This is a genomic window from Winogradskyella maritima, assembly GCF_042650215.1.
GTDB lineage: Bacteria > Bacteroidota > Bacteroidia > Flavobacteriales > Flavobacteriaceae > Winogradskyella > Winogradskyella maritima.
Genome location: NZ_JBHSAT010000004.1, coordinates 1,859,445 through 1,872,802, shown reverse-complemented (window position 1 = coordinate 1,872,802; position 13,358 = coordinate 1,859,445). Strand labels below are relative to the sequence as shown.

Here is a 13,358-nt window from a genome sequence, read left to right as displayed (position 1 = left end):
TGATTTGATCCATGTTAACCCAACCAACCTTCTCTATCCAAACTACGGTATTGGATGGCCTCGCTGATATGTGATCCTTGAACGGTTTCTGAACCTTCTAAATCTGCGATTGTTCTTGAAACTTTCAGAATTCTATCGTATGCTCTCGCAGATAGATTTAAACGCTCCATGGCGGATTTTAAGAGTCCAAGTGACGCTTCATCCAACTTGCAATATTCTCGAATCTGCTTCACGCCCATCTGCGCATTGTAATGTACATTCTCCAATTCTGAAAAACGTTTGGTTTGAAATTCCCTAGCCTTGGTCACGCGCTTTCTAATATCAACTGACGACTCACCTTTCCGTTCTTCGGACAATTTTTCAAACGGTACTGGAGTCACTTCTATATGAATATCAATCCGATCCAACAAAGGTCCTGAAATCTTACCCATATAGCGTTGCATCTCAGCTGGCGAAGAGGTCAATGGCGCATCGGGATCATTAAAATAACCGCTTGGGCTTGGATTCATGCTTGCTACCAACATAAATGAAGAAGGATAAGTTACGGTGAACTTTGCTCGCGAAATTGTGACTTCCCGATCTTCAAGAGGCTGTCGCATCACTTCCAAAACTTCGCGTTTAAATTCAGGTAATTCGTCCAGAAACAATACACCGTTGTGCGACAAGGAAATCTCACCAGGTTGCGGATAACTTCCGCCACCGACCAAAGCTACATTTGAGATGGTGTGATGCGGACTGCGAAACGGCCGTTGAGACATTAAACCAGAATCCGCTTTCACCCGACCAACCACAGAATGAATCTTAGTCGTTTCCAAGGCCTCATGCAAAGTCATTGGTGGCAGAATACTAGGTAGACGCTTGGCCAACATAGTTTTCCCTGATCCTGGAGGCCCAATCAATATGATATTGTGACCGCCAGCCGCAGCAATTTCCATACAACGCTTAATGCTTTCCTGGCCTTTGACGTCGGCAAAATCAAATTCGGGGAATTCGAGACTTTTATAGAATTCTTCGCGTGTATTGATAATCGTTTGTTCTAAGGCTTCGCCTTTATCAAAATGATTGATGACTTGTGAAATGTTGTCGACGCCGTATACTTTTAAATCATCCACAATGGCTGCCTCTTTGGCGTTTTGCTTAGGAAGAATAAAACCTTTAAAGCCTTCCTCTCTTGCTTTCACCGCAATCGGCAAGGCTCCTTTGATGGGCTGTAGACTTCCGTCGAGCGACAATTCGCCCATAATTAAATAATCCTCTAGATGTTCTGCTTCAATTTGATTGGAAGCCGCCAAAATCCCAATCGCCAAGGTTAAATCGTAGGCCGAACCTTCTTTCCGCAAATCGGCTGGCGCCATATTTATGGTGATTTTTTTTCCAGGGATTTTATAGTTGTTATTCTGAAGTGCCGCTGCTATTCGATAATTACTTTCCTTAATGGCATTATCTGGCAAACCAACTAAGTGATAGCCGATACCTTTATCCACATTGACTTCGACAGTTATTGTGGACGCTTCAACACCGAAAACCGCACTAGCGAAAACCTTTTTTAGCATAAAATTTTGTTTGCTTAAAAGTATATAAAGCTATAGAGATTTAAAAGCTTTATCGCTTTGCAATACATTTTAACGTAAACATTTTGTTTTGACGGTTATATATGGATATATTTAAGTCCCTTTTCTCGAACTAGCCTTATTAACTCTAAAATTAAAACACATGAAAAAACTTTACACTCTAATTTTATCGTTCTTAAGCGTTGTTGCTTTTTCGCAAGTACAGCCATTATTGGATATCAACGATGGTTCTGGTAGTAGCTCTCCAACAAACTTTTTCGTTTATAATGGCAGTCTCTATTTTTCTGCGGATGATAGCGGTGGTACTAATACTCCCGGCGGTGTAGACCTTGGCCGTGAATTATGGACCACAGATGGGACTGCAGTAGGTACAACGTTCGTTTCGGACTTAAGAACAGGATCAGATAGCTCAAGCCCTGGCAATTTCTTTGAATTGGGTGGCACCATGTATTTTTCCGCAAATTCTGGAGGTGGAAATGTTTTATTCTCTTCTGATGGAACTAATTCTGGAACCGCTCCAACAGGAGGTGGCTTTGTTTTTAATCCAACACTTCTAGGTGGTTTAATCTATTATGTCAATACAGTTGATGCAAATTCTTTATATGAATTTAATGGCACCACGCAAACACAAGTTACAGGTGGATCCGTTGGCGCCTTGATTGGTGGAAATCTCATTGCATACCAAGACAAAATTTTCTGCTATATGGACGAAGCAACTGATGAGCCTACCATTGGGAGAGAGCTTTATGCTTATGATCCTGCAACTGATGGATTCACACTCATTAAAGATGTTACTGGAGACGCTGGGGATTCTGGGATAAGCAACTTTACAATACTTGGTACAGATCTTTATTTTGAAGCACTTGGTGCTTTATGGGTTACGGATGGCACAGAACTAGGAACAGAAGATGTCGGAGTGGCAACTACGGCTGGTATCGGTGGCGTAAACAACTTATATGCATGGAACGGAATGCTGTTTTTTGAAGGTGATGATGGCTCATCTAATGATCAATTATGGATGTACAATCCTACCTTAGATACAGTGACCAATCTCAGTAATATTACAGGAAGTACAGCGACTGGAGGTAACAACCACGACCCTTCAGACTTTGCACCACTAGGTGGCTTTCTATATTACGCTGGTGAAGTTTCTGACGACACTAGGCAATGGTTATTTAGAACTGACGGAGTCACCGCCGAACGCATCAATGATGCTGTTTTTGACATCGATGATATTATTGTTTATGATGGTGACCTGTATTTTGAGGGTGATGATGGTGTCATTGGCAACGAGCTTTACACTTTAGATGTTGCTACATTAAGCGTGGAGACTGTAACTGCCACGCCATTTAAAATTTATCCTAACCCATCTCAGGGAATAGTAACTATTGAAGGTGATTTTTCGGAAGATCTTAATTATGAGATCGTGACCCTTAATGGCCAAGTAGTGTCATCAGGACAACTAATTGACAACACTATAAACCACACTTTGGCTACAGGCATTTATATCCTTAAATTAAAGGGACAAACGATTAATGTCAGTAGAAAGCTTATCGTAGATTAATAAATATTAAATAACCCCTCATCAGACTAAGTCTGATGAGGGTGTTTTTACATTTAATGAGACAATTACTATTATATATACTGCTCTCAAGCAGTTTTATGCTTCATTCCCAAAACAGTCGGACCATATCTGGAATTGTATTGGATGATGCAACTCGACTCCCATTGCCTGGCGCTACTATTTTGGTTCAAGGCACTGCTAAAGGTGCTTCAACAGATATTGATGGAAAATTCAATTACACTATAACCTCAAGTAAATCTGTAAATGAAATGGTATTAACTGTTTCCTACCTCGGTTTCAAAACGCAACGTGTGACTGTTGGGGATCGTTCTTATTTTGAAATCCTTTTACAGGAAGATGCAGAGTCATTAGGAGAAGTTGTAGTAACCTCATCTTATGGTACAAAAAAGATAAAACAGGAAGTAGTTGGTAGCGTCGCAAAAATAAAACCTTCCGAAATAATTTCTGAGCAGCCGGCCGTAACCTTTGATGATTTACTGGAAGGCCAAATCGCTGGAGTCTTCATCGATACTAACAACAGGCTAGGAGAAGAAACCAGTATAAATATAAGAGGACAAGGATCATTGACGCCACTAGGCCAGAATATTGTCGGGACATCCACGCAGCCCCTAATAATTGTAGACGGTATAATTCTTTCTGAGGAGTTGGGCATAGATGGAAGTAATTTTTTTGATGCAGGAACAGGGAATATTTCAGAAAACATCCTAAATCCTTTGGCAAGAGTTGGCATTCAAGATATTGAAAGTTTTAATGTTTTGAAGGATGCAGCAGCAGTGGGTCTTTACGGGGCGGATGCGGCCAATGGTGTAATTATAATTACAACAAAGAGCGGTAAACAAGGTAAACCTTCGTTCAGTTTTGGTATTCAGTCTGGATTCAGTACAGCAATCAACGAATACAAATACCTTGATGGCTTTCAATACCAAAACATCCTAAACCAGTATAACATTAACAATGGTAATTTTGAAAGTGTCACCGAATGGAACGGCGTTAATACTGATTGGTTCGATCTGTTGAACGAGACAGGCACCTTCAATCGTATTAATTTTGGTGTTAATGGTGGCAGCGAGCGTTGGAGATACAGAGCAAATGCTACCTACCAGATCAACAATGAGGCACAAGTGAATAATGATTTTAAAAAGTTGAATACATCCTTTGCCTTAGATTACAACCACAACAAGCTTTCGGCATCTCTTCGCTTCTCGCCTTCAATTGCAGAAAAGAATGACCCCAACACGCTGTATAATTTTGCTGTTGCACCGAACATCCCGCTTTTTGATGATAATGGTGAACTTACCGCCATACCTACGTTTGGAAATCCTGTGGCAGTTGCCAATCAAAATATCCGTGAAAGCAAAACATTAGCATTTTTAACGAGTCTGAATCTTAACTATTCCATTTTGCCAAATTTAAAATTCACTACCCTTTTTGGGATGGATTTATCGTTTAAAGACGAAGATCGCTTTTTTTCAGGTCTAAATGGTTCAGGTCAGCTCAATGGCGACGGCTTTGATCGTCCTCTAGATCAATTTCAGGGGCAACTAGGTCGACGTATTCAAAGAGAGCGAAACACCAATAGATGGAACTGGAGTGCCAACTTATTTTATGATACCGTATTCGACAAAAAGCATACGTTTGATGCTCTTGTAGGAATTGAAACACGGCGGGACTTCTCCGACCAGTCTTTTGCGAAAGGTGACGACTTTATCAATTTTGCAACGCCTCAGCCCATATCTGAAGCTTTTGAACAAGATTACGAAGAAGATAGCATAGAGAATACAGGGCGCTCATTGTTCTCCCAACTCAATTACAATTACAAGAAACTCTATTTCTTATTAGTCAATGCCCGGATAGATCAAAGTTCAGCTTTTGGTAGTGACCGAAATACCGCACTTAATGCAGGCATTGGAGCGTCATGGAATATTAGTTCAGAAGAGTTTTTTGATCCTAACGGTTTTAGCTTTGTTGATTTTCTAAGGCTTAGAATAAGTTACGGAAGTACTGGAAATTCGCGAATAGGCTCTTACAGAGCCCGAGGTCTATATATTTTAGGGTTCAATGGTTATAATGGAAGTCCTATTTATGGTAATCCAAGCTCTGCACCTAACCCCAATTTAGGTTGGGAGCGTAACAACAAATTTAATCTTGGTGTGGATTTTAATATCTTCGGAAAGTACAAGATGACCGTCGATTATTTCAGGGATAACATTCAAGACATTATTACCAGCCGTGATGTGATTTCCGAATCAGGATTTACTAGCGCACAAATCAACGGAGCTTCTATGATCAATCAAGGTGTTGAATTTTCAATTCAAGCAGATTGGATAAATACCGATACCTTTAAATGGAATACCAGCTTTAACATATCTAGAATCACAAACGAAATTACGTCTTTAAGTGGGCTTGGCTCAGAATTTTCAGCAGCAGAGCGTGCAAGATCAAGACAGGTTGGTTTTTCGAATTCTACAATTTGGGGATTTCAGTTTGTTGGAATAGATCCAGCTACCGGACGTGAGCTATATAATGTTGGCGGCGATATTTATGATGCAAGTTACGTAAGACAGAATTTTACAAATAATGATTGGGAACCACTTGGGGACTCACAACCTGAATTTTTTGGGGGTTTAAGAAATTCTATAAGCTATAAGGGATTTGACCTAAATGTGATTTTATCGTTCACAGCTGGTCAAGAAACCTTATTGGATAGAGATGTGCTAGACAATTACAATATTCTTGTCAATAGAAATTTAGGTGTCAATATTTGGCAACAGGCTTGGCAAGAACAAGGTGATATAGCCATATATCCAGCAATTTCTAGGACCACACCGATTGTTTCAAATTCTTCAAAATATGTATTTGACGAATCACACATTAAACTAAAGTCAATTAACCTGAGCTATAATTTAGACACTAAAGCTTTAAAATTACCACTTAAAAATCTAAGCGTCTTTGCAAACGCATCCAACATAGGCTATTGGTTTTTTAATGAAGGAAGTAATTTTGGCAATAGCATTGCAGAATTGAGAAGTATTTACCCAGAGATGATGACTATTTCCTTTGGCCTAAACACAAATTTTTAAATTATGAAGCGCATTTTTCTACTCATAATGCTTTTAAATTTTACTATGGCTTGTAGTGACTTTTTAGAAACGGAGCCCGAGTTACAAATTTCTATAGATGAGCAACTTTCTACAAGAGAAGGTGTTTTGCAAGCTTATAATGGCGTTTACAGAGATATTGAAGCCAGTTTTTCTGCATTCAATTTTGTTTACGCAGATGCCTTAGGTGGAAATCTCACTTTTACACCTTCTGTAACACAAAATGTGGTTACAGTTCCCGATGAAATACAATTTGAATATAACTTTTCCTCTACGCCTCAAAACACAACTTTTAACTCTTATTACGAAAACTGGTACGATATAATCAATCAAGCCAATTTATTATTAAGCAACATTGAAAACTTTGAATTCTTTACCGAAGACGAAAAAAATCAACTACGTGCTGAAATGCTTGTCACTAGGGCACTGTCGCATTATCAAATCAGTTTGTTGTTTGCACAACACTATGGATTTAGTACAGACGCTTCACACCTAGGTGTGGTTTATAATACAGACATTATCATTGCTGGGGAAGATTTCCCCTCTAGGGAGACGATGGCAGAAACGTATCGTTTAATTCAAGAAGATCTGGACTTAGCATTAGCGCTATTTACCAATCAGCAATTGCAAGAGGGACCAAGTTACTCGCTTTTTAACACATTGACAACCTCTGCAATTTATGCGCGTATAGCTTTACAGATGAGTGATTGGCAGAAGGCTTTAGATTATTCTTCCATCAGCATTGCCCAATCTGGCCAATCTTTAATGACTCAGGAGAATTACATTTCAGAATGGGAAAAGCCCATAGACCCGGTATCAGAAATTATCCTTGAATTTACATCTCCCAGAACTTCTGAAGGTGATGTCTCTTCTTCCATATCTGCTTATTTTCAGTTTAATTCTTCTTCAAATTACGGCGATTATGTAGCCTCTGGTGATTTATTAAATCTATATGCCGAAGACGACATTAGAGGCGATCTGTTTATAGTCCAAAATTTAAATACATTAAACAATAGCATCTTACAACCCCAGACCTATTATTTTACCAAAAAGTTTCAAGATGATGCGGGAACAACATTTATGCGACTTTCTGAACTCTATCTTATTCGATCAGAAGCAAATGCCCGTCTCGGTAATACATCTGAAGCTTTGGCGGATTTGAATTCAATACGAACGAGAGCAAACCTAACTGAGTTGACCGATATTAATACACTTTTAGATGATATTTTCTTGGAACGACGGCGAGAATTAGCCTTTGAAGGCTTTCTCTTATTTGATTTAGCCCGATTCAATAAAGACGTGGAGCGTCAAGACGGTTGTATTGCACAAGTTTGTGACCTTGGCTATCCATCAAACTTTTTTATTCTACCGATTCCAAATGATACCGTAGAGCTTAACCAAAATATGCAACAAAATGAAGGCTACTAAACATATAATTCTATTAGGGATACTCTTATTTTCAATGGGTTGTTCGGATGACGATGATAAAACATTGACACCTCAAGACCCTGCCTTTGTTCGGTTTTTTCTTTTGGTAGATAATGATGGAAATCCATTAGAATATCCGCAGTTTAATGGAGGTCTGGTTCCGGTAACCTCCTACGATCACCAATCGGTACTGACCTTAAAAATTCCTGTGGCATTAACGGCGAGTTCTGTTTCTGGGAATGTGACGGTCAATTTCGAAACTGAACAGACAAACCTTTCAGGAATATCTATTTCGCCTCAAAACGCAGTGACATTTACACCAGAGCGATTGGTGGATACTATCCGTGTGTCTATCACAGAACGCTGGGATCCATCAGCCAATGGACAATTAAAATTCAATTTAATAAGTGCCAGCGATAGTAATATCACTATCGGGATGCCGAATACAAATTTACCGAACGACGAACTTATTGTGAATTTCAATGATTTTACACTTAATTATCGCTTTCCTGCTGATAATCAGCAAGAAATCATCGGCGAAGTTGGAGAAAGCAAGACGTTTAGCGTTGAATTCCCAAACGGTTATATTGCTTCAGAGATTTCGGGTTTATCCCTTTTTGAAGAAACCACAAGTGATTTTGCCTATAGTATTAGTCAATTACCGCTTAATAACCTCAATAGAATTGATTACACGTTTACAGTTAACGAAGACATACAAACAGACGAATTGCAGTTTAGAACGCGCTTTACACTCAATGATATCGACGGTTATAATCTTGCCGGCAATCCAAACTATACTTTTATCAAGCCTTTCGTCGCATTTCGGGATAACGCCACTAATACCGCCAATAACTTCTATAATCTTTCTGATCCGTTTTATAGAACCTTTGGCGAACATTGGTTTGATTTTAATGAGGATGCGATATGCTCTTGGCAAACGTTCTTCGCCTTTACCTTTCCAGTTGTAGTTGATGCGGATCATCCTAATGCCGTTTTATTTGACAATATGGGGACCACAGAGCCCGAAGATGATATTTATCACCACGCCTTCAGGATTGGATTTGATTCTCCAAATACTACAGGAACCACCAATTCTTTCGATATGCGACGGTGGTTTGATAATGAATCCTCTTCTCAAGACAATTCTCCAGGTTTCAATATTACAGAGGCCATTGAGTTCTTTCCAACAGATGGCACAAGTACAACAGATGGCTTTGTCCAAGTTATTGAGCAAGATCTGTTAATCAGCAACACCAATGGTGAGCAATTTATCCTGTCTATTAGTGGCGGTGGTACATACAGTGAGATCTCACCTGGTCTTTTCGAGATTATTCTTGAACTTACCACTGCAAATAGTGATCTATTTGGCGGAACTCGAACCGACCTCTATAGAATTTACAATTCAAATAGCTATCCTGAGCCTCTAGATCTTACGGAAAATTGCAATGATCCAATAACGCTTTAAACATGAAAAAAATTCTCTTATTTTGTTTTGCTTTAGCCCTTTTCAATTGTAATGATAAAAACGACTATCAAAGTATTGATGAATTAAGAACACTATATTCACAGCCAGATGTTTCAAAATGGCCTACGCCTACCCTTGATTCTTTAATTGACAAAACCAAATTTGAAGATTTAGGCGTTTTAGGTAAGCCCAGTTATCCGCAAAACAATCCATATTCTAAACAGAAACAAGACTTAGGAAAGTTGTTGTTTTTTGATGCTCGCCTGTCTCAGTCTGGACAAATAGCATGTGCTAGCTGTCATAATCCAGAATTAGCATGGACGGACAACATTACTCGTTCTTTTGGTCACGATCGGCAAACCAATAAGCGTAATTCAATGACAATTAAAAATGTGGCCTTTGCTACATCATTATTTTGGGATGGAAGAGCTGAAAGTTTGGAACATCAATCATCGTTTCCCATTCTTGATCCCAAAGAGATGAACACCGAATATAGCGTGGCTGTAGAGCGTATTTCAAAGGTCGAAGGTTATAAACCATTCTTTGAAGAAGCTTACGGAGACAGTACCGCAACATTAGACCGGATCTTAAAAGCTATTGCTACCTACGAACGAAGCATTGTCAGCAGAAATAGTAAGTTTGATCGCTTTATCTCCGGCAAGAAAGATCTTTTTACAGATGAAGAAGTTTTAGGATTACACATATTCAGAACAAAAGCCAGATGCATCAATTGCCATAATACGCCTTATTTCAGCGATAATCAATTCCACAATGATGGACAGGCATTGTTTGGAACAAAAGATGAAGATTTTGGACGATACAACCATACTAAAGACAAGGACGATCTTGGAAAGTTTAGAACACCTACCTTACGCGAAATAGGAAAAACTGGGCCTTGGATGCATCATGGGCATTTTCCGACTTTATTAGATGTGGTAGAATTTTACAATCTGGGTAACCCAGCACCAATACAAAAAAAATATCTCGGTGTTGGTCGAGACTCTTTAATTCCAACAACATCGCCGTTATTGAAAAAACTAGAACTTACGAAAGAAGAAGTCAATGCACTTATCGCTTTCATGGAAACGCTTTCAACACGCACCCAACGTGTTAATTTGGTAAAAATGCCCGAATGAGGTGTCTTTAGCATCAACCTAAAGTGTTTTTGAAGCAAGAGAAAGTGTAACGACGTTCTACTTTTACCAAAAAACTCAGTCATGGAACACTACCAAGAAGAATTACAGACCAAAGCCTTAATCGATCGTATTGAACCTCATTACAACAAGCTAGAAGAAGCCGATAGGCTCAAGTATGATGTTATAAAACAAACTGTCAACGGTAATACGCTAGAACATTCGGGTTATGATGATATTCTTGAGACATTAAATACATTAGAACAACGCATTCTTAGAGACTAAACACTTACTAAAGTTCTGAACGCTGTTGCACAAACTCCAATGCACGGCGCTCGTTGTAGTATACATTATCATTATCTATAAAGCCAACATGCCCACCGTGTTTGGGCATTTCCAAATATAATTTCGGGTTGTTTTCTGCCTCTTTTATTGGGAAGCATGACTCCGACAAAAACGAATCATTAGTTGCATTGATGATTAGGCTCGGCACTTTAATATTCTTCAAAAATTGAAGGGAGCTACATTGTTCATAATAATCGAAAGAGTCTTTAAATCCATGAGCTTTAGAGGTATAAACATCATCAAATTGTCTTAAAGTTTTTATTGAATTAAAATCCTTAATACTCAATTTTTCAGGATATTGAAGTTGTTTTATTTTTAATTTTCGTTTTAAGTAACTTAGAAAATTAATCGCGTAAGGTTTGTTCTTAAAATGATGTAGCATCTCGCAAGAGCCATTCAAATCGCAAGGCACAGAAACTGCGATTATAGCCTTCAATTTTTCTGGAATTACATTGCCTTCGCCTACATATTTTAAAGCAAGATTCGCACCCAAACTGATGCCTTTGATATAGAGTTCTTCGTACACATAGTTTTTATTAATATGTGAAATGACATCGATTAAATCTTCTGTAGCGCCAGAATGATAACTTCGATACATTAAATTATCCTCGCCACTGCATCCTCTAAAGTTTACTGCAACCGCATCAAAGCCATTTTGATTGAACAATTTGGCCGTCCCCAACATGTATGGACGCTGTCCATTACCTTCCAAGCCATGTAATAATATAATAACACCTTTTGCTTTGGTTTCAGAATAGCTCCAATCCAAGTCTAAAAAATCACCATCGCTTAAGGTGATGCGTTCACGCTTTTGTCCCACACCTGTGACTTTTCTATATAATCCCGAATAGACCGTGGATACATAGCCATTTTTAGCCCAAGTCGGTGGTGTATAAGTCGATTTTATTACTGGCATTCCTAATTAATTTGAAGCGGAGTGAATTTGAAGGCATTTCCATCAAACAGTCCTTTATCACTGAGTTTTAGCGAAGGAATAACCAATAATGCCATAAACGACAAGGTCATAAATGGCGCTTTAAGCGTGCTTCCTAGCGCTTTGGCTTTAGCATCCAATCTGGCATAAGCTTTCCCAATAGTTTCGGCATCTTGGTCGCTCATGATTCCAGCTATTGGAAGTGGCACCACATCAATACCGTCATTATCTACTGTGCAAATTCCACCTTTATGTTCAATTATGGCGTTTACCGCTTTGCAAATAGCGTCATCCGAAACACCAATAGCAATAATGTTGTGAGAATCATGGCCTACCGAGGAAGCAATAGCACCTTCTTTCAATTCAAAGTTTTTGATGAAAGCCATAGCTGGAATATCGTCTTTATAGCGATTGACGACGGTCATTTTAAGGATATCATGTTTAACATCCGAAACGATGTGACCATTTTCCGATTTGGGTTTTGAGACTAGCTCTTGCGTGACCAATTCACCATCCTTGGCTTCAATCACGCGAATTTTATCTGAAGTCGCTTCCACTCTAAAATCTGAAATGGATTTTGGCTCTGTATTGAAATTATTTAGGGTTTCAAAGTCAATTTTAGGACAGTGTACCGTTTTACCATCGAAAACCACCTCGCCATCGATAATTGTTTGAAGCGTCTTGAAGTCCTTTAAATCTTCAACAACAATAAAATCTGCTACATCGCCTACCTGAAGCAAACCGACATCCAAATTGTAGTGCTTCACCGGATTGATACAGGCCATTTGAAGGACTGTAAATACATCAACACCTTTTGCAACCGCTCTTGCACAGAGTTCATTGATATGGCCAATGAGCAAATCATCTGGATGCTTATCATCGCTACAGAACATCATATTTTTAAAATGGTCTGGTACCAAATCGATAAGGGCGTCAAAATTTTTGGCGGCACTGCCTTCACGAATGATGACCTTCATACCCTTTTGCAGTTTTTCTAGACCTTCTTCATACGTAAAACACTCATGGTCTGTTGATATTCCTGCGCTAATATATTTGGTTAAATCATCCCCTCGTAATCCAGGGGCATGGCCGTCAATAGGCTTATTGTAATGTTTGGCCCATTCTATTTTTTTTAAGACTTCGGCTTCATCATATATAACGCCAGGATAATTCATCATCTCCGCTAAATAGTTGATATCCTGATTGACCATGAGATGTTTTATGGCTTCGGAATCAATCACGGCCCCAGCAGATTCGAACGAGGTTGCAGGCACACAAGATGGCGCTCCAAAATTGAATTTTAGCGGGACTTGCTTACCATTTTCAATCATGAAGTCCACACCTTTTACACCAAGGACGTTGGCGATTTCGTGTGGGTCGGAAACTGTGGCAACTGTACCGTGTTTTAAGGCAACCTTCGCAAATTCTGAAGGCACCAACATAGAACTTTCAATATGAATATGTGCATCGACAAAGCCAGGCAAAATGTATTGCGTTTCGTCACAGTCTTTTTTTTCAATGGCTGTAATAATACCATTATCTACGGTGACTTCGCCTTTATAGATGCGACGCTTAGTTATGTCGACGATGTTTCCTTTTATTTTCAAATTTTGGTATTTTCTATTTCTATTATTTATTATTTATTTTCTCAAAACCATACAATACAGGTCATTGGAGGCCAACCACATCATACAAATCAAAGCTTTATGTCACACTGAGCATAGTCGAAGTGAAAAATAAAGAACCATATTAAACTAGGCTTCGACTGCGCTCAGCCTGACATACTTATTCTAATTTTA

The 13,358-nt window shown here is 39.0% G+C and carries 9 protein-coding genes; 6 read left to right on the top strand and 3 right to left on the bottom strand.

Features of this window, described 5'->3' with window-relative positions:
* Positions 1 to 14: 14 nt before the first annotated feature.
* Positions 15 to 1,553: a YifB family Mg chelatase-like AAA ATPase gene (locus ACFOSX_RS09595; RefSeq protein WP_386099865.1), complete on the bottom strand. Its 1,539-nt coding sequence runs from the start codon at positions 1,551 to 1,553 to the stop codon at positions 15 to 17.
* A gap of 160 nt (positions 1,554 to 1,713) precedes the next feature.
* On the opposite strand from ACFOSX_RS09595, the gene ACFOSX_RS09590 reads away from it, so the two are divergent.
* The 6 genes from ACFOSX_RS09590 (at position 1,714) to ACFOSX_RS09565 (ending at position 10,565) form a co-directional block, all read left to right on the top strand.
* Entirely contained in the window at positions 1,714 to 3,135 is a 1,422-nt protein-coding gene (locus tag ACFOSX_RS09590; RefSeq protein WP_386099862.1) for a T9SS type A sorting domain-containing protein, read from the top strand.
* A 56-nt stretch (positions 3,136 to 3,191) separates the two neighbouring features.
* Positions 3,192 to 6,236 (top strand): SusC/RagA family TonB-linked outer membrane protein, encoded by a 3,045-nt coding sequence (locus ACFOSX_RS09585; protein ID WP_386099859.1) that lies wholly within the window; start codon positions 3,192 to 3,194, stop codon positions 6,234 to 6,236.
* Positions 6,237 to 6,239: 3 nt separating this feature from the next.
* Positions 6,240 to 7,682, top strand: a complete 1,443-nt coding sequence (locus ACFOSX_RS09580) for a RagB/SusD family nutrient uptake outer membrane protein (RefSeq protein ID WP_386099856.1) — start codon at positions 6,240 to 6,242, stop codon at positions 7,680 to 7,682.
* Positions 7,669 to 9,147, top strand: a complete 1,479-nt coding sequence (locus ACFOSX_RS09575; RefSeq protein ID WP_386099853.1) for a hypothetical protein — start codon at positions 7,669 to 7,671, stop codon at positions 9,145 to 9,147. The genes ACFOSX_RS09580 and ACFOSX_RS09575 overlap by 14 nt, the downstream gene beginning before the upstream one ends.
* Before the next feature lie 2 nt (positions 9,148 to 9,149).
* Entirely contained in the window at positions 9,150 to 10,283 is a 1,134-nt protein-coding gene (locus tag ACFOSX_RS09570) for a cytochrome-c peroxidase (protein ID WP_386099850.1), read from the top strand.
* An 81-nt stretch (positions 10,284 to 10,364) separates the two neighbouring features.
* Positions 10,365 to 10,565: a hypothetical protein gene (locus ACFOSX_RS09565; RefSeq protein ID WP_386099847.1), complete on the top strand. Its 201-nt coding sequence runs from the start codon at positions 10,365 to 10,367 to the stop codon at positions 10,563 to 10,565.
* Positions 10,566 to 10,572: 7 nt separating this feature from the next.
* Here the strand turns inward: ACFOSX_RS09565 and ACFOSX_RS09560 are convergent, their stop codons facing one another.
* Together ACFOSX_RS09560 and ade are read right to left on the bottom strand one after the other, a co-directional pair.
* Positions 10,573 to 11,541 carry a YheT family hydrolase gene (locus ACFOSX_RS09560; protein ID WP_386099844.1) on the bottom strand — a complete coding sequence of 323 codons (969 nt, stop codon included), beginning with the start codon at positions 11,539 to 11,541 and terminating at the stop codon, positions 10,573 to 10,575.
* A gap of 2 nt (positions 11,542 to 11,543) precedes the next feature.
* Positions 11,544 to 13,166, bottom strand: coding sequence for an adenine deaminase (ade, locus tag ACFOSX_RS09555; RefSeq protein ID WP_386099841.1), 1,623 nt, complete (start codon positions 13,164 to 13,166; stop codon positions 11,544 to 11,546).
* Between the last annotated feature and the right edge of the window lie 192 nt (positions 13,167 to 13,358).